This is a genomic window from Millionella massiliensis (assembly GCF_900104655.1).
Classification (GTDB): domain Bacteria; phylum Bacteroidota; class Bacteroidia; order Bacteroidales; family Rikenellaceae; genus Rikenella; species Rikenella massiliensis.
In genome coordinates this window covers 2209518-2226402 of sequence record NZ_FNWD01000002.1, presented here as the reverse complement: position 1 = coordinate 2226402, position 16885 = coordinate 2209518, and the positions used below count along the sequence as shown (strand labels likewise).

15 protein-coding genes are annotated in these 16885 nt (G+C 60.0%); 10 read left to right on the top strand and 5 right to left on the bottom strand.

Annotation, left to right across the window (positions count from 1 at the left end; translation table 11 throughout):
* The first annotated feature begins 95 nt into the window (after nt 1–95).
* Nucleotides 96–2744 (top strand): carboxylesterase family protein, encoded by a 2649-nt coding sequence (locus tag BQ5379_RS08530; RefSeq protein ID WP_083377672.1) that lies wholly within the window; start codon nt 96–98, stop codon nt 2742–2744.
* Nucleotides 2745–2795: 51 nt separating this feature from the next.
* Here the strand turns inward: BQ5379_RS08530 and BQ5379_RS11150 are convergent, their stop codons facing one another.
* Nucleotides 2796–3107, bottom strand: coding sequence for a hypothetical protein (locus tag BQ5379_RS11150; protein ID WP_143039430.1), 312 nt, complete (start codon nt 3105–3107; stop codon nt 2796–2798).
* A gap of 221 nt (nt 3108–3328) precedes the next feature.
* Entirely contained in the window at nt 3329–4549 is a 1221-nt protein-coding gene (locus BQ5379_RS08525; RefSeq protein ID WP_071135043.1) for a transglutaminase-like domain-containing protein, read from the bottom strand.
* Between the two features lie 57 nt (nt 4550–4606).
* On the opposite strand from BQ5379_RS08525, the gene BQ5379_RS08520 reads away from it, so the two are divergent.
* The 6 genes from BQ5379_RS08520 to BQ5379_RS08495 all read left to right on the top strand — a co-directional run bounded on the left by BQ5379_RS08520 (nt 4607) and on the right by BQ5379_RS08495 (nt 9806).
* The gene (locus BQ5379_RS08520; protein WP_071135042.1) at nt 4607–4972 is read left to right on the top strand and encodes a DUF1573 domain-containing protein; all 366 of its coding nucleotides are present in this window, start codon (nt 4607–4609) and stop codon (nt 4970–4972) included.
* A 94-nt stretch (nt 4973–5066) separates the two neighbouring features.
* Nucleotides 5067–5483: a methylmalonyl-CoA epimerase gene (gene mce / locus BQ5379_RS08515; RefSeq protein WP_071135041.1), complete on the top strand. Its 417-nt coding sequence runs from the start codon at nt 5067–5069 to the stop codon at nt 5481–5483.
* A 206-nt stretch (nt 5484–5689) separates the two neighbouring features.
* Complete coding sequence (locus tag BQ5379_RS08510) at nt 5690–7252, top strand: acyl-CoA carboxylase subunit beta (RefSeq protein ID WP_071135040.1); 1563 nt, start codon at nt 5690–5692, stop codon at nt 7250–7252.
* Between the two features lie 14 nt (nt 7253–7266).
* Complete coding sequence (locus BQ5379_RS08505) at nt 7267–8172, top strand: OadG family transporter subunit (protein WP_071135039.1); 906 nt, start codon at nt 7267–7269, stop codon at nt 8170–8172.
* A 14-nt stretch (nt 8173–8186) separates the two neighbouring features.
* Nucleotides 8187–8639, top strand: a complete 453-nt coding sequence (locus tag BQ5379_RS08500; protein WP_071135038.1) for a biotin/lipoyl-containing protein — start codon at nt 8187–8189, stop codon at nt 8637–8639.
* Between the two features lie 6 nt (nt 8640–8645).
* Nucleotides 8646–9806, top strand: coding sequence for a sodium ion-translocating decarboxylase subunit beta (locus tag BQ5379_RS08495; RefSeq protein ID WP_071135037.1), 1161 nt, complete (start codon nt 8646–8648; stop codon nt 9804–9806).
* 128 nt (nt 9807–9934) lie between these two features.
* Here the strand turns inward: BQ5379_RS08495 and cmk are convergent, their stop codons facing one another.
* The 3 genes from cmk to BQ5379_RS08480 all read right to left on the bottom strand — a co-directional run bounded on the left by cmk (nt 9935) and on the right by BQ5379_RS08480 (nt 12037).
* Nucleotides 9935–10606, bottom strand: a complete 672-nt coding sequence (cmk, locus tag BQ5379_RS08490) for a (d)CMP kinase (protein ID WP_071135036.1) — start codon at nt 10604–10606, stop codon at nt 9935–9937.
* A gap of 9 nt (nt 10607–10615) precedes the next feature.
* Nucleotides 10616–11269, bottom strand: coding sequence for a LysE family translocator (locus tag BQ5379_RS08485; RefSeq protein WP_071135035.1), 654 nt, complete (start codon nt 11267–11269; stop codon nt 10616–10618).
* A 114-nt stretch (nt 11270–11383) separates the two neighbouring features.
* Nucleotides 11384–12037 carry a DUF6707 family protein gene (locus BQ5379_RS08480; RefSeq protein WP_071135034.1) on the bottom strand — a complete coding sequence of 218 codons (654 nt, stop codon included), beginning with the start codon at nt 12035–12037 and terminating at the stop codon, nt 11384–11386.
* 293 nt (nt 12038–12330) lie between these two features.
* On the opposite strand from BQ5379_RS08480, the gene lnt reads away from it, so the two are divergent.
* The 3 genes from lnt (at nt 12331) to BQ5379_RS08465 (ending at nt 16863) form a co-directional block, all read left to right on the top strand.
* A complete protein-coding gene (gene lnt / locus BQ5379_RS08475) occupies nt 12331–13902 on the top strand; it encodes an apolipoprotein N-acyltransferase (protein ID WP_071135033.1) in 1572 nt (523 codons plus the stop codon).
* Between the two features lie 141 nt (nt 13903–14043).
* Nucleotides 14044–15318, top strand: a complete 1275-nt coding sequence (locus BQ5379_RS08470; RefSeq protein WP_071135032.1) for a bifunctional folylpolyglutamate synthase/dihydrofolate synthase — start codon at nt 14044–14046, stop codon at nt 15316–15318.
* An 87-nt stretch (nt 15319–15405) separates the two neighbouring features.
* Nucleotides 15406–16863, top strand: a complete 1458-nt coding sequence (locus BQ5379_RS08465; RefSeq protein WP_071135031.1) for a PSP1 domain-containing protein — start codon at nt 15406–15408, stop codon at nt 16861–16863.
* Nucleotides 16864–16885: the final 22 nt, after the last annotated feature.

Below are 16885 nucleotides of genomic sequence, written 5' to 3'. Positions count from 1 at the left end.
CACCGGAATCGTACAGCCGCACCCCGCCCGGATGCGGCTTTTTGTTGATAAACCGCTACCTTTACCCCACAGATCAATCAATAACCACACCCCACATGACCAGACTCAACACCCATCGCTGGCGTACCGCAGCCCTCTGCCTATTGGGCGCAGCCCTGTGGCAGAACGGTGCCGCCCAGCAGGCAAAAGGCGACGGCAACATCGTCGCAATCTTCGGCCAGCAGAAAGTCGAGACCACCGACGAAGGCCGCGTACTGCACCACTTCCGCAAAGGGCTGCTGCTGCCCGGCGGCGTCGGAGCCGGCACCCTCTACAACGGCCAGGAGATGGTCGTATGGCTCTACGCCACCGACCGTTTCCGCACCCCGGCCGCCGGCGACAGCATCGGCTACGCCTACCCGAAACAGAAAGAGGCCCCGATGGCCTACCAGTCCAACAGCGAGCGCAAGGCAGCCGCCAGCGGTCGCCGGCCGCGCTGGACCCCGCTGCCCAGCTGGACCTGGAGCCCGATCGAAGCCGACTCGACCGGCACCTTCCGCAGTCCGCACATGCGCTCGGCCTACCTCTACACCTCGTATGAGGCCCCCACTTCGGAGATCGTGCTGCTCGAAACCACCGGTGGCACCCGCACCTACATCAACGGCGAGCCCCACGAAGGCGACCACTACGACTTCGGCTACACGCTGATCCCCGTCCGGCTGAAAAAGGGGCTGAACGAGATCATCTACACCGCCGGCCGCTTCGGCCGCGTCGAGTCGAAACTCGTCGTACCGAACAAACCGGTGCTCTTCACCCGCCGCGACCTCACCCTGCCCGACCTGATCGCCGGTGAAGAGAACCCCAAGTGGGCCGCCATCCGCATCGTGAACGCCACCGAAAAGGCGCTCAAAGGGCTGAGCATCCGCACCACCCTTTCGACTCCCGAAGGTGAAGTGCTCGGTCAGGCAATCGAATGCCCCACCGACGACGTAATGCCGCTGGCCGTGCGGAAAGTGAAATTCCAGCTGCCCGGCACCGGCCGTCCCGACCTGAAAGGCGCCGTCAAAGCCCACCTGGAGCTGCTGCGCGGCGGCAAAACGATCGACACGACGACTATCACCCTGCGTCAGGCCGATCCCAACACCCACCACGAACGCACCTTCATCAGCCGCATCGACGGCAGCGTGCAATATTACAGCGTGGCCCCGGCCCTGCGTACCAATCCGGCAGACACCACACCCAAAGCCTTCGTGCTGACCGTCCACGGCGCCTCTGTCGAAGCCCGCAACCAGGCTCGTGCCTACCGTCAGAAGGACTGGGTCAACATCGTGGCCGCCACCAACCGCCGTCCCTACGGCTTTAACTGGGAAGAGTGGGGCCGCATCGACGCCCTCGAAGTACTCGCCGAAGGCCAGCGCATCTTCCCGACCGACACCACCCGCATCTACCTGACCGGCCACTCGATGGGCGGCCACGGGACCTGGTTCCTCGGCACGACCTATCCCTCGACCTTCGCCGCCATCGCCCCGTGTGCCGGCTACCCCGACATCGCCGGCTACGGCAGCGGACGCGGCGACCAGATGCACCGCCGCCACCCGATGTTCTCGGCCTTCGAACGCGGAGCCTCCGCCGGCCGGGTCCTGAGTCTGGCACGCAACCTCAAACAGTCAGGCGTCTACATCCACCACGGCTCGGCCGACAACGTGGTCCCGACCGAACAGGCCCACATCATGCGCCAGGAGCTGGGCCGCTTCCACACCGACTTCTGCTACCACGAATTCCCGGGCGGCGAACACTGGTTCGGTGACGCCAGCGTCGACTGGCCGCCGATTTTCGAATTCTTCGCCCGCCACACGATCCCGTCGGACGACCGCGTCAACGAAATCGAATTCTACACCGCCTCGCCCGCCATCTCGTCGCAGGACTACTGGCTGACCGTCGAACAGCAGGAGAGCCCCTACCAGCTCACCAACGTACTGGTGCAGCGTGAGGGCGACACCACGATCCGCCTGGCCGTGACCGAAAACGCCACGCTGCTGACCCTCGACCTGCCGGCGCTGAAGATGAAGACCGACCGGACCGATCTGGTCTTCGCCAACGGCCAGCGTCTGAGCGTTCCGACCTCGCAACGTGCCATCGTGGCCTTCCGCAACGGCAAGTGGACCACGCTCGAACAGATCGACCCGAAAGAGAAAAACGCCCGTCGTTACGGCGGTTTCAAACAGGCCTTCAACAACCGAATGGTCTTCGTCTATGCCACCAAAGGCACCCCGGCCGAAAACGCCTGGTGGATGGCCAAGGCCCGCTTCGACGCCGAGACCTTCTACTACCGCGGCAACGGCTCGATCGACGTGATCCCCGACACCGAATACACCCCCGAACAGTATGCCGGCCGAAACGTCGTGCTCTACGGCAATGCCGACAACAACCGGGCGTGGGAAAAACTGCTCGGTGCCTGCCCCATTCAGGTCCGCAATGGCGAAGTTTCGACCGGCAACCGTACCTATACCGGTAGTGACCTGGGTGCCTACTTCGTCTACCCCCACCCGACCGACCCGACTACGCTGGTGGGCGTCGTAACCGCCTCGGGTGCCGAAGGGATGCGTGCCACCAGCCCGAACAACTACATCTCGGGTATCACCGGTTTCCCGGATCTGATGATCTTCCGCGCCGACATGCTCAAAGACGGCCTGGAAGGGATCGAGATGGCCGGATTCTTCGACAACGACTGGAGCCTGACCTCGCACGACGTGGTCTGCCGCTAAAAGGGAGACACCTCCTCCACTGCAACCGGGTTCCCACACCGGCGGTCCCGGTTAAATAAAGAGCGTGCCGCATCGTAAATCGTTACGATGCGGCACGCTTGTTTTACACTCCTCCACGAGAGGAAAAGTCCACTCACAATCCTCTCCGTGATGATTGGGGATTGTCGATTTTCCGTCCTTGATCTTATCTGCAAGGCCTGCATCACTGTCCGTATGCAGACCTTCTTCCGAACAATTATCACAAAAACGATTCACACCCGTCAGACACACAACACCCATTTCGTCAAACGGCACTCTCCTTTTCTCCGCTACTTCCGTGACGGTCGCAACCGCTGCTCCGATGCACATGGTTTGCTGAGCCATCTCCCGTCGGCCTTGAGATCTTCCACCGCACCGGTTCCGCCTCTCCCGGGAATTTACCTCTGCCAGCAACACTAATCTTCCTAAAATCCGGACATGCATACTGAATACAAAAAGCCCTGCTGACACACTCCCGGAATCTCGGGAAAATCGTCAGCAGGGCTTCTATATGTGCCGTTTGCAATCCGGAGCGCGCTGCATCACGCCCCGCCTCATCGAGAGGATTATTCAGCGTAAAGTTCGATTTCGATCGGAGTCAGTTCTTCACCCTCTTTGGCAGCCTTCGGGGTTTTGATGTCGGCACTCTGCACGGCACCCGAAGCGTCGGTGAACTGAGCCTTCAGTTCACGGTCGAACGGCAGGTAGAGGGTCAGGTAGTCGTTCATGTCGGCGGTCGGACCGGCAGTCTTACCCGCAGCAACCATATTGCCGTCGGCATCCACCACCTTCACGTCCTGAGCGACGCGGTCAGCGCTGCTGCGTCCGCCGTCTTTCGTCTTGAATACACGGATCACTACCGGAGCACCGTTCTTGGCTTCAGCCATCTGGGCGTTGTAGAGGTCGATGTAAAAGTCGGTCACGTCGATACCCGGAACGTTCTTGTTCTCCATGTCCCAAACCATCGGGAAGTGCAGACCGGTGGGTTTCCACGAGGTAGCGTACATCCAGTAGATGGGATCGCTCTTGTCGGCCTTACCGGCACGTTCCAGGAACCAGCTGTGGTTCAGGGCCGGGGTGGGATAGTATTCGGTGAAGTACCAGTCTCCGTCGATCCAGATTTCGGTCCAGTTGTGGTTGCCCTCTTTCGACACCCACAGCGGAGTACCGGCAATACGCGACGGAATACCCATCGTACGGAAAGCGTCGGTCAGCAGGATCGACAGCCCGCTGCACGAAGCCATCCCCTGACGCATCGATTCGGCCGGCGACTGGTTCGGTTTTTCGCGTTTGGTGTTGTATTCCACCTTCACCAGATACTGGAGCTGTTTGTTAATCGTATCGATGGCCGCACGCACGTCGGTGATGCTGTCCACCAGCGGGTAGAGTTTTTCCCAGAACATCGCACGCCACGTTTCGCGGTGTTCGTCCATCGAAGCGTAGGGCAGCACGTCGTTGTAGAAGATCGAGTCGGGAAGCGCCTTGGTCCACGGGAAGGTTTCACGCGCCTTGTAGGCCCAACCCACCTCCTCGAGCAGGAAGTCGGCCTTCAGCGTATCGCGGTCGCCTTCGGGCATGTAGGCGATCAGGTAGGCCATCCCCTCTTTCTGGGCTTCGGGGGCCTGCGTGATGGCCGCGAGCAGTTCTTTTCCGTTTTCGCCGGCAGCGGCGATGTTGGCCTGCAGATCGGCAGCCAGTTTCGGGTCGAGTCCCTTGTAGGGGTCGCTGGCGCACGAAAACATCAGGGCAACGGCAGCCAGGGAGGCAAAGAGTGAAGTTTTCTTCATATTATTGTGAGTTAGTTGATTCTAAGTGATGACAAAGATATTAATTTTGTGGGTATTATGGTAAAAATTCTCTTTCTCGGCACGCTTTTGACGGCGATGAGCCTCGCCTCGGAGGCCCAGTCGCTGGAGATCACCCCCTCCACGGTACAGATGGGCGAAATCGCCCTCAAATCGAAAAACCGCATCACGCTGAATTGCATCAACCGCTCGCAAAAGCCGGTGGTGGTTCGCGACATACAGACCGACTGCACCTGCACAAAGCCCACCTGGTCGAAAGCCCCCATCATGCCGGGCGACACGCTTCGGGTCACGGTGACACTGACCCCCACCGACCGCGGCGCTTTCTACAAAACGGTGCGTTTCGTGACCCATCCCGCTACGGAACAAACCCCGCAAGCCGTGCTTCGCGGAAAAGTTTACTGATACCTCGTTGTTATTTAAAAAACAAAAATTAACTTTGTGAGAGGCGAGGAACAAGCTCGCCAACCAAACCCAAACGACTAAAAATCAACATACTATGAACATCTCCCACATCGAACACCTCGGTATCGCGGTGAAAAGTCTCGAACAGGCCATCCCCTATTATGAAAAAGTGCTCGGACTGAAATGTTACAGCATCGAAGAGGTTGCAGACCAGAAAGTACGTACCGCCTTTTTCAAAGTCGGCCAGACGAAACTCGAACTGCTCGAACCGACCTCGCCCGATAGCGCCGTCGCCAAATTCATCGAAAAACGCGGCGAAGGCATCCACCACCTGGCATTCGCCGTGGCCGACGGCGTGGCCGAAGCACTGGCCGAATGCGCCGCAAACGAAGTGCAACTGATCGACAAAGCTCCCCGCAAAGGCGCCGAAGGGCTGAACATCGCCTTCCTGCATCCGAAATCAACCATGGGCGTGCTGACCGAACTCTGCGAAGACCCCGCAAAAAAATAACCGTCCCGTTTCGCCGGGCACCGGCTCCCCTCCCTAAAAAACGCGTCACCGCCACACAAGGTCCGGGCGACGTGGGACTGCACCAGCATCCCTGAAAGTTTCCGGAAGGTTATTCCTGTTCCCGAAAAGAACAGTCACCTCCCGTGGAGCCGATACCCGCCATTAACGCGTATCACGAATAAAAACCGAACCACACAAACTTTTTTATGAGCGTCAACCAAGAAAAAATCAAAGAGCTCGTTGCACTCCGCGAAAAAGCCAAACTTGGCGGCGGACAAAAGCGCATCGACTCGCAACATGCAAAAGGCAAGCTCACCGCCCGTGAGCGTATCGACATGCTTCTGGACGAAGGCAGCTTCGAAGAATTCGACATGTTCGTCACCCACCGGTGCAACAACTTCGGCATCGACAAAGAGTCGTACTACGGCGACGGCGTGGTGACCGGCTACGGCACCATCGACGGCCGTCTGGTCTACGTCTTCAGCCAGGACTTCACCGTCTTCGGCGGCTCGCTCTCCGAAACCTTCGCCGCCAAGATCTGTAAAGTGATGGACATGGCCATGAAGAACGGCGCCCCCGTGATCGGCATCAACGACTCCGGCGGAGCCCGCATCCAGGAAGCCGTCAACGCCCTGAGCGGATATACCGAAATCTTCCAACGCAACATCATGGCCTCCGGGGTAATCCCGCAGATTTCGGCCATCTTCGGTCCCTGCGCCGGCGGCGCCGTCTACTCGCCCGCCCTGACCGACTTCATCCTGATGAACAAAGGCACCAGCTACATGTTCGTGACCGGCCCGAAGGTCGTTAAAACCGTCACCGGCGAAGAGGTCACCCAGGAACAGCTCGGCGGCGCATCGATGCACTCCACCAAATCGGGCGTGGCCCACTTCGTGAGCGAAACCGAAGAAGAGGGGATGGCCCTGATCCGCAAACTGCTCAGCTACCTGCCCCAGAACAACCTCGAAGACGCTCCGCTGGCCGTCTGCACCGACGACATCGACCGTCTCGAAGACTCGCTCAACGAAATCATCCCCGACAACCCCAACAAACCGTACGACGTACTGGACGTGATCCACGCCATCGTGGACAACCGCGAATTCCTCGAATCGCAACGCACCTTCGCCCCCAACATCGTCACCGGTTTCGCCCGCTTCAACGGCCAGAGCGTCGGCATCATCGCCAACCAGCCGAAATACTACGCCGGCGTGCTCGACATCAACGCCAGCCGTAAGGCCGCCCGCTTCGTTCGCTTCTGCGACGCCTTCAACATCCCGATCGTCACGCTGGTCGACGTTCCCGGCTTCCTGCCCGGCACCGCCCAGGAATACGGCGGCATCATCACCCACGGCGCCAAACTGCTCTTCGCATACGGCGAAGCCACCGTGCCCAAAGTGACCGTCATCCTGCGCAAAGCCTACGGCGGCGCCTACTGCGTGATGAGCTCGAAACACCTGCGCGGCGACCTGAACTACGCATGGCCCACCGCCGAAATCGCCGTAATGGGTGCCCAGGGTGCCGTCGAAGTGCTCATGGCCAAAGAAGCCAAAGCCATCGAAGATCCCGCCAAACGCGCGGAATTCCTGGCCGAAAAAGAGGAAGAGTACCGCACCAAATTCGCCAACCCCTACGTGGCAGCCAAATACGGCTACATTGACGACGTGATCGAGCCGCGCAACACCCGTTTCCGCGTGATCCGCGCGCTGCAGTCGCTCGTGACCAAGAAAGTCGTCAACCCGCCCAAGAAACATTCCAACATTCCGCTGTAAACCGGAGGGAGCGTATGATGAAAAGACTATTGATACTGCTGTGCCTGGCCGTCAGTGCCAGCGCCCTGCATGCCCAAGGCCTCAAAGATATCCGGATCAACGAAGTACTGGTCGATAACCGCACCAGCTACGTCGACGACCACGGCAACCACGTAGGCTGGATCGAACTCCACAACACCGGTTACTCCAGCGTCAACATCGGCGGCGCCTACCTGACCGTCAAACAGGGCGACGCCACGCGCACCTACCGCATTCCGAAAAACGACGCCCGAACCCAGATTGCCCCCCAGGGCTATGTCATCTTCTTCGCCGACAGCACCTCGAACCGTGGCACGTTCCACACCAACTTCGTGCTCGACGAGACCGGCTACATCGCCTTCATGGACCAGGGCAAAAACGTTATGGATTCGGTGGTTTACGACGTAAAAGCCCAGCTTCCCGACGTCTCGATCGGCTGGTCCTTCCACCCGAAGAGCGGCGAACTGACCTTCGGCCCGCTGGCCGGCATCACCCCGATGCAGGCCAACGAAACGGAAGAGACACTGCCGGCCGCCGAGAAATTCCGCCAGCGCGACCCGTCGGGTGCCGTCATGGCCATCACCGCCATGTCCGTGGTCTTCTCGGCACTGATTCTGCTCTACCTCTTCTTCCGGACCATCGGCAAGACGATGAACCGTGCAACGCAGAAAAAAGAGCAGAAAACAGCCGCGCCCGCAGCCGCAACCGCCAAGACAGCCTCCGCTTCGACCGACCAGCTGATCGGTGAAGAGATCGCCGCCATCGCCATCGCCCTGCGACGCTACGAGGAAGACCTGCACGACATCGAGTCGCACGTGTTGACCATCAACCGCGTAGCCCGTGTCTACTCGCCGTGGAGCTCCAAAATCTACGGACTCAACAACCAACCGATCCGCAAATAACGACCCACCCTGCAATGAAAGAATATAAGATCAAAATCAACGGCAACGAATACGCCGTAACCATATCCAACGTAGAAGACAACACCGCTCAGGTCAACGTCAACGGGACCCAGTACGAAGTGGAAGTCGAAGGCATGAACGCCCCCAAGGTGACCAAGACCCCGAAAATCGTACAAAAACCCGCCACGGCAGACACCGATCCCCATCCCGCCACGGCCCGTACGGCCAGTCCCGCCTCGACCGCTTCGGTGGCCGCCGGCAACATCAAGTCGCCGCTGCCCGGCGTGGTGCTCGACGTGATGGTACACGTGGGCGACACCGTCAAAACCGGCCAGCGCCTGATGATCCTCGAAGCCATGAAGATGGAGAACAACATCGACTCCGACCGCGACGGTACCGTCAAAGAGATCAAAGCCCGAAAAGGAGACTCCGTGCTCGAAGGCGACATATTAATCACAATCGGATAGCACACTATGGAGAACCACAGTTTTTTCGAATTTATCGGTGAGAACCTGCAGCAGTTCCTGAGCTACACCGGCTTTGCGAACGTCACCACAGGCCACCTCATCATGATCGCGGTCGGGCTCTTCTTCATCTACCTGGCCATCGCGAAAAAATATGAACCGATGCTGCTTCTGCCCATCGGTTTCGGTATCCTGGTCGGCAACATCCCCTTCGTCTCCGGACTCCAGATCGGTATCTACGAAGACGGATCGGTTCTGAACTACCTCTACTTCGGGGTGCTCAAAGGGGTCTACCCCCCATTGATCTTCCTCGGAATCGGTGCCATGACCGACTTCTCGGCCCTGATCTCCAACCCGAAACTGATGCTGATCGGGGCAGCCGCCCAGCTCGGTATCTTCGGAGCCTACATTACCGCCCTGGCACTGGGCTTTACGGCAGCCGAAGCCGGCGCCATCGGGATCATCGGCGGTGCCGACGGTCCGACCGCCATCTTCCTCAGCTCGAAGCTCGCTCCCGACCTGATGGGAGCCATCGCCATCGCAGCCTACTCCTACATGGCGCTCGTACCTGTGATCCAGCCCCCGATCATGAAACTGCTGACCACCAAAAAGGAACGCGTCATCCGCATGAAACCGCCGCGTCAGGTGTCCCAGCGCGAGAAGATCCTCTTCCCCATCATCGGGATGCTGCTGACCTGTTTCCTTGTACCGTCCGGTCTGCCGCTGCTCGGGATGCTCTTCTTCGGCAACCTGCTCAAAGAGAGCGGTGTCACCAAACGTCTGGCCAACACCGCCAGCGGCCCGATGATCGACATCGTTACGATCCTAATCGGTCTGACCGTCGGCGCCTCGACCCAGGCGACCACCTTCCTGACCTGGAAATCGCTCGGTATCTTCGGTCTGGGTGCCGCCTCGTTCGTGGTGGCCACCTTCGGCGGCGTGCTCTTCGTCAAATTCTTCAATCTCTTCCTCAAAGAGGGTAATAAGATCAACCCGCTGATCGGTAACGCCGGCGTATCCGCCGTGCCCGACTCGGCTCGCGTATCGCAGGAAGTCGGCATGAAGTACGACAAGACCAACTACCTGCTGATGCACGCCATGGGCCCCAACGTGGCCGGTGTGATCGGCTCGGCCGTTGCTGCCGGTATCCTGCTGGGCTTCCTCTCCTAACGGGAGGCCCGCGAAAGAAAAGAATCGAGGGTTTCAGTCCACGGACTGAAACCCTCGATCTTTTTTTGCTGAACCGGAAGCCGAGAAAAGACCTCTTACGGTACCCTCCCTGAAATCACGGGAAGACGTTACTCGAAACGGCGCAACTGGGCGTCGATCCACTCCATCTGCTCCTCGACAGTCATGTGGCTGTTGTCGAGCAAAACCGCATCGTCGGCACGACGCAACGGACTCACCGCACGCGTCTCGTCCTGCCGGTCACGCTCACGCACATTACGTTCAATCTCTTCGAGTGACACAGCCTCGCCCTTGGCCTGCAACTCCCGGTAACGGCGCTCGGCACGCACACGCGGATCGGCCGTCATGAAAATCTTCAGTTCGGCCTTCGGAAACACCACCGTACCGATGTCGCGGCCATCCATGACAACGCCCTTGTGTTGTCCCATTTGCTGCTGCATGGCCACCAGTTTGGCCCGCACCTCCGGAATCGAGCTGACCGAGCTTACCCGGCTGCTGACGTCGATCCGGCGAATCTCCGTTTCGACATTCTCGCCGTTCAGATAGACATCACTTCGGCCCGTCTGCGGATTGAATCGAAACTCGATCTGCACTTCGGGCAGTGCAGCCACCAGTGCCGCCGGATCGTCCACGATTCCGTGACGCATGGCATAGAGCGTTACGGCCCGGTACATGGCGCCGGTATCGATAAAGATATACCCCAGTTTGGCCGCCACAGCTTTGGCGAACGTACTTTTCCCACACGACGAGTATCCGTCGATCGCTATAATAATCTTTTCCATAAAATCGGTTTAAGGTAAAATCCGCCCCACCGGTCCCAGATTAACCACGATGCTGAGCACGAGCAGAATGCCGAACAGGATAATGACGCTCCCGGTGATTTTGTTGATCCACCAGAGGTGGCGCAGCCGGAACTTGCGTCGCAGCATACTGACGGCATAGGTCAGCGTGAACCACCAGCAGGCGGCACCGAGCAGCACGCCAAAGATCAACAGTACGTTGACCGCCGTGCTGTGCCCTTCGCTGCTGATACCGAGCGCGGCGAACAGCGTGATGAAGACCAGAATATAGGCGGGGTTGGTGAGAGTCAGAAAGAGAATCGAGAGGTAGTCGCTCAGCAGGCTGCTTTTGGTCTGCCGCCGTTGGCTGGGCCGTTTGACGCGCTTGTAGAAGATTGAGAATCCGAGCACAATAATCAGAATACCGCCGATGGCCGTAAACCAGACCTTATGGGCGTCCATAAAGTCGGTCAGGAACGAGAGCGAGAAGACCGCCAGCGCGGCAAAGATCGTATCGGCCGTGGCCGCTCCGATGCCGGAGAAGAACCCCGACTTGTGGGTTCCGCTGAGGGTACGCTGTACGCAGATCACCCCGATCGGTCCGAGCGGGACCGAAGCCAGAAAACCGACCAACAGGCCTTGTAAGAAGAGCAGGAGCGATCCCATATCTCACATCATGTAGATCCGTAACACAAATAACATTCGCCGCCGGTGATCGGACTGCGCGACACCATCTCTCTGTCGATAAACGTATCGTGTTGCCGATTCGTATAAAAAACATCACCGAAGGCTCAAAAAAGCGCCGAGTGCCTTGGGATTGTCCGCCATAAAGGCATCCAGCAACTGTCTCAGCCGTTCCTGATTGTCTGCAATCAAACGTTCTGCCGCCTCAACCGGGAACACTTCAGATCCGCCGAATTCCGCGATTCCGCACAACTGCAGATGGTACGCGAAACGACTGCCAAATTCGTCGATCGGGTCTTCCTCCTCCACTGCCTGCCGGATTTGTCGTTCCGTATCCGGCAAAGTCTCTCCGCGCAACTTCCGGTTGAAAACCCGCAGGTTTACTTTCCGCTGCAGATCGTTGCCGGCACTTAAGACCGCAGGTTTGATCACCGTTCGCAACCGGGTCTGCAGGGAGGCATCCCCGTTCATCCGCTCCACTCTCGATTTCAGCACCAGCAGCGCTTCGACCCAGGTCCAGCGGTCATAATCATTCTCGAAAGGAACATCTTCGACCGCCGAAGCGGCCACGAGCGCCAGATCCGTCTTCCCCAAGAGGTACAAAACGTATGCCATCCGGGTACACGTTTGCAGACAACTGCCGCACGCACTGAATTCTTCCGACAGCCTCACCGCGGTCCGGACGATCCACTCGTTGTCGAAATGCTCGGCGATATATTTGAATCGGTCTTCGTTCACTTTCGGGTCCATAGCGAAACGACAAGCGTTCGTTCCGGGGATCACTCTGTACAAGGCGGTTCTACACAAGGGCAACTCCGCACAAGTGGGTTCGGCACGAAAGCAACTCTACACGAGTGTAGTTCGACACAAAGGCGGCTCTGCGCGGCGCAACCCGATTGGGGGCATATCTTCGCCGGGGCCGACACGCGAACCTGAACGTCTCCATCAGCCTCACGGCCAGCCGTTCACAGCCTGCGGCGGAGACCGACTGGTTTACAAAGTTACGAAACTTGGTTATCTTTACCGTCGAAAACCCGAAAGGCATGTTAAAAAAAATACTTCTGACCCTGCTGACCGCCCTGTTGCTCGCCCTCCCCTGGTGGGGTGCCGGCGGTTGGAGCCTCTTCTTCGCCTTCGTCCCGCTGCTGATCCTCGGCGACCAACGCCCGCGCTACTACTGGCTTTGGGTCGCCCTCGCCTTCACCCTGTGGAACGTCAGCACCACCTGGTGGGTCGGCAACGCCACCCCCGTCGCCACGTTCGGCATCCCCGTGGGCAGCCTTTTCTTCACGCTGGTGCCCTTCATGATCTTCCACCGCTTCCGGTTCCGGGCCCCGCAACCCATCGTCTGGGCACTGTTCGTGACCCTCTGGATCGCCTTCGAAGCCCTCTTCATGAACAACGAGATATCGTTCCCGTGGCTCACCCTCGGCTACGGGTTCGCCGACACGCCCCAAATCGTCCAATGGTACGAACTCACCGGTTCGTTCGGCGGGTCACTCTGGGTGCTCGTGGCCAACATCCTCGCCTACCTGCTCTGGAAACAGTGGCGCGAACGAAAGTGGCTGGCGGCACTGCCCCTGATTCTTTGGCTCGTGATCCCGATCGGCGCCTCGCTCATCCGCTACGCCACCTATACCGAGCCTCACCAGCCCGTTCGCGTGGCTGTCGTGCAGCCCAACTTCGACCCCTACAACGAAAAGTTCGGCGGGCTGACCACTACCCAGCAGCGTGACATCATGCTCGACATGGCCGACCAGGCCCCCCGCGACGTGGACTACATCCTCACGCCCGAGACCGCCTTCGACGGTGACTTCTGGCTCAACGATCTGACTGCCAACCCGGAGATCGACACCCTGCGCCGCTTCATGGACCGCTTCCCGCGGGCGACCCTGATTGCCGGCGCCACCACCTTCCTACGCTACGACGACGGGGAGGCCCACCACCGCTGGACCCGCACCGATCCCCTTTGGCGCACCTCTTACGACGTCTATAACAGCGCGCTGGGCATCACCGCCGGCCAGACCGACGTGCAACTGTACCACAAGTCGAAACTCGTGGTCGGCGCCGAACTCTTTCCCTATCCGAAGGTTTTCGGGATGCTCGAATTCCTGAACATCGACCTGGGAGGCGTCTCCGGATCGCTCGGCATGCAGGAGCACCGCACCCTATTCACCAACCCCACTGGGATCCGCTCCGGAGTGGCCATCTGCTACGAATCGGTCTACGGCGAATTCTTCACGGAATACGTACGTCGCGGAGCCCAAACCATGTTCGTCATCACCAACGACGGCTGGTGGGGCGATACGCCCGGCTACCGCCAGCACTTCCGCTACGCCCGTCTGCGTGCCGTCGAGACACGCCGCTCAATCGCCCGCTGCGCCAACACCGGCATCTCCGGCCTCATCAACCAGCGCGGCGACGTGATCGACTCCGTGGGCTGGGACCAGCGCGCCCTGCTGACCGGCGAGATCCAGGCCAACGACACCCTCACCCCCTACGTCCGCAGCGGTGACTACATCGTTCGCCTCTCGCTGCTCGTACTGGGGCTCTCCATACTCTACTACGTCGCCTGGCGCTTCCGCAAACGGTCGCTGCTGCTGGACGAAGAGTAGCCCCACCGGCGGGGGCTCACCCCCACCGGACACTCGCCCAACGAGATCCGTTCACCGTGCGCACCGCACTTTCGGCCCGGCCTCCGCACCCGCAGTCCACCGTTTCCGGCCGAAAAACCCCGAATACCGCTATCCACCGCAATGACCTATTCCGAAACCATCGAATACCTGTACAACACCGCGCCGATGTTCCAAAAGATCGGCAGCGGCGCCTATAAAGAGGGACTGGACAACACCATCGCCCTCAACCAACGTCTCGGCAACCCCTACGAGGCTTTCCGCACCATCCATGTGGGGGGCACCAACGGCAAAGGGTCTGTCTCGCAGATGCTCTACGCCGTGCTGCGCGAAGCCGGCTACCGCGTGGGGCTCTACACCTCGCCCCACCTCAAGGATTTCCGCGAACGCATGCAGATCAACGGAGAAATGATCCCCGAACAGGAGGTGATCGACTTTGTGGAACGGATGCGCCCCGACATCGAAGAGCTGCACCCCTCGTTTTTCGAGATCACCACCGTAATGGCCTTCGACTACTTCCGCCGCCACCAGGTCGACATTGCCGTCGTCGAAGTGGGCATGGGAGGACGCCTCGACTGCACGAACGTCATCACCCCGCTGGCTAGCATCATCACCAACATCAGCTTCGACCACATGCAGTTTTTGGGTCGGACCCTGCCCGAAATCGCCCGCGAAAAGGCCGGCATCATCAAGCCCGGCATTCCGGCCATCATCGGCGAGTACCAGTCCGAGACCGCCCCGACCTTCATCGCGCGCGCCCATGAGACCGAATCGCCGCTCACCTTCGCCGACCAGCGCTATCGCTGCGTGGGACACGACGGACGCATGTTCGAAGTCGAGAGCCTGCTCGACGGCTACCGGTTCACCCTGCAGCTCGGCATGGAAGGCGACTACCAGCAGCGTAACCTTTGCACCCTGCTGGCCGCGCTCGACACCCTGACCGACCGTCTGCCGCGACCGCTGACCACCATGCAGGTTCGCCGCGGACTGGCCGCAGCGCAGGTTCCGGGCCGCTGGCAGAACATCGCCACACCGGACGACCCGTGCCCCATCCTATGCGACACCGGCCACAACGAAGCCGGCCTCACGTTCGTCACCACACAACTCGCCCGACAGCACTACCGCACGCTCTACTTCATCCTCGGCGTGGTGGCCGACAAGGACCTCGATCACATCCTGCCCCTACTGCCCCGCGATGCCCACTACCTCTTCACCCAGGCCCGTCTGCCCCGCGCCCTCGCGGCCGAAGAGCTCGCCACCCGCGCCCGTGCCGCCGGTCTGGAGGGCGAAACCGTCGCCACCATCCCCGAAGCGCTCGCCACGGCCCGCAGCCGCGCCACGGCCGACGACCTGATCTTCGTGGGCGGCAGCACCTTCACAGTTGCAGAAGTGCTGTAATCATTCTATCTTTGCATATTACGCTCAGTATGCCCGCTTGCCGCCCACTCCGGCGAGCGGCGCTTCACATATATAATACGCAAAGAGATGACCTGCATCAAAAATACCACCCGCGGGTGCTGCTTCACCACCAATGCCAACGGCGAGGCCGAAGCACACAACAGCCCCGGATGCCATAAACTCGAAACCTTCGACTGGCTGGCCGACCTGCCCGATCCGCTGGCCGACAACCAAATCTACGAAGTACAGTTCAAGAACACCCGCAAAGGCTACTACTGGAACAACAGCGGCCTGAACCTCAAGGCGGGTGACATTGTAGCCGTCGAAGCCAGCCCCGGCCACGACATCGGCATTGTGACCCTCACCGGCGAACTCGTCGCCAAACAGATGAAGCGCACCGGCTTCAACCCCCAGGGGATCGAATTCAAAAAGATCTACCGCAAGGCCAAACCCTACGACATCGAAAAGTGGCAGGAAGCCATCTCGCTGGAACACTCCACGATGATCCGCTCGCGCCAGATTGCCGCCGACCTGAAGCTCAACATGAAGATCGGCGACGTCGAATACCAGGGCGACCGCCTCAAAGCCATCTTCTACTACATCGCCGACGAACGCGTCGATTTCCGCGAGCTCATCAAAGTGCTCGCCGAGCAGTTCCGCATCCGTGTCGAGATGCGCCAGATCGGAGCACGTCAGGAGGCCGGCCGCATCGGCGGCATCGCTCCCTGCGGCCGCGAACTCTGCTGCTCGACCTGGATCAACAACTTCTCGTCGGTCACCATCAGTGCCGCCCGCCATCAGGAGATCTCGCTCAACCCCCAGAAACTCGCCGGCCAGTGCGGCAAACTCAAATGCTGCCTCAACTACGAGCTCGACTCCTACATCGACGCCCGTCGCTCCTTCCCGCGTCTCAACGGACCACTCGAAGCGATGGACGGCAGCTACCACCTGGTCAAGAGCGACACCTTCAAAGGTATCATGTGGTTCAGTCCCGACCCACAGTCCACGGCCGTGATGATCCCGCTGACCACCGACCGCGTACGGCAGATCGTGGCCATGAACCGCCGGGGCGAAAAGGTCGACCGGCTCGAAGACGCCGCCCTCATTCAGGATACCACTCCCGCCGAACCCGAAATCAAGAACGTCGTCGGCGAAGAGAGCATCACCCGTTTCGACAGCTCCCGCAGCGGAAAAAGCCGCAACCGCAACCGGAACCGCGGCGGCCGCAACCGCAATAAAGAGAACAAGGAAAACAAGGAGGCCACGCCGCAGGCAGCTGCTCCGGCCCAACCCGCCGCAGCCGGCAACAATACCGCTCGACCCGAACTGGCCCAGAAGCGCGGCGACAAATCCGAGCCGCGTCCCACCGCCCGACCCGAACAGCAGGCCGCCGCACAATCGGACCAGCCTCAGTCCGAAAACCGGCCTCGAAACAGCCGCCGCAACGGACGCAACGGCTCCGGTCGCGGTCCGCGTCGCCGGCCCAACGGCGGCAATAACGGTAACAACAATCCGGGCGGCGGACATGGCAGCGAACAGGCATAATCCCCCCACGACCGGCAGCGCA

Bases quoted from the DNA above. Each gene is read 5' to 3' on its own strand.
- BQ5379_RS08530 (WP_083377672.1), top strand. From the start codon at position 96: ATGACCAGACTCAACACCCATCGCTGGCGTACCGCAGCCCTCTGCCTA.
- BQ5379_RS11150 (WP_143039430.1), bottom strand. From the start codon at position 3,107: ATGGCTCAGCAAACCATGTGCATCGGAGCAGCGGTTGCGACCGTCACG.
- BQ5379_RS08525 (WP_071135043.1), bottom strand. From the start codon at position 4,549: ATGAAGAAAACTTCACTCTTTGCCTCCCTGGCTGCCGTTGCCCTGATG.
- BQ5379_RS08520 (WP_071135042.1), top strand. From the start codon at position 4,607: ATGGTAAAAATTCTCTTTCTCGGCACGCTTTTGACGGCGATGAGCCTC.
- mce (WP_071135041.1), top strand. From the start codon at position 5,067: ATGAACATCTCCCACATCGAACACCTCGGTATCGCGGTGAAAAGTCTC.
- BQ5379_RS08510 (WP_071135040.1), top strand. From the start codon at position 5,690: ATGAGCGTCAACCAAGAAAAAATCAAAGAGCTCGTTGCACTCCGCGAA.
- BQ5379_RS08505 (WP_071135039.1), top strand. From the start codon at position 7,267: ATGATGAAAAGACTATTGATACTGCTGTGCCTGGCCGTCAGTGCCAGC.
- BQ5379_RS08500 (WP_071135038.1), top strand. From the start codon at position 8,187: ATGAAAGAATATAAGATCAAAATCAACGGCAACGAATACGCCGTAACC.
- BQ5379_RS08495 (WP_071135037.1), top strand. From the start codon at position 8,646: ATGGAGAACCACAGTTTTTTCGAATTTATCGGTGAGAACCTGCAGCAG.
- cmk (WP_071135036.1), bottom strand. From the start codon at position 10,606: ATGGAAAAGATTATTATAGCGATCGACGGATACTCGTCGTGTGGGAAA.
- BQ5379_RS08485 (WP_071135035.1), bottom strand. From the start codon at position 11,269: ATGGGATCGCTCCTGCTCTTCTTACAAGGCCTGTTGGTCGGTTTTCTG.
- BQ5379_RS08480 (WP_071135034.1), bottom strand. From the start codon at position 12,037: ATGGACCCGAAAGTGAACGAAGACCGATTCAAATATATCGCCGAGCAT.
- lnt (WP_071135033.1), top strand. From the start codon at position 12,331: ATGTTAAAAAAAATACTTCTGACCCTGCTGACCGCCCTGTTGCTCGCC.
- BQ5379_RS08470 (WP_071135032.1), top strand. From the start codon at position 14,044: ATGACCTATTCCGAAACCATCGAATACCTGTACAACACCGCGCCGATG.
- BQ5379_RS08465 (WP_071135031.1), top strand. From the start codon at position 15,406: ATGACCTGCATCAAAAATACCACCCGCGGGTGCTGCTTCACCACCAAT.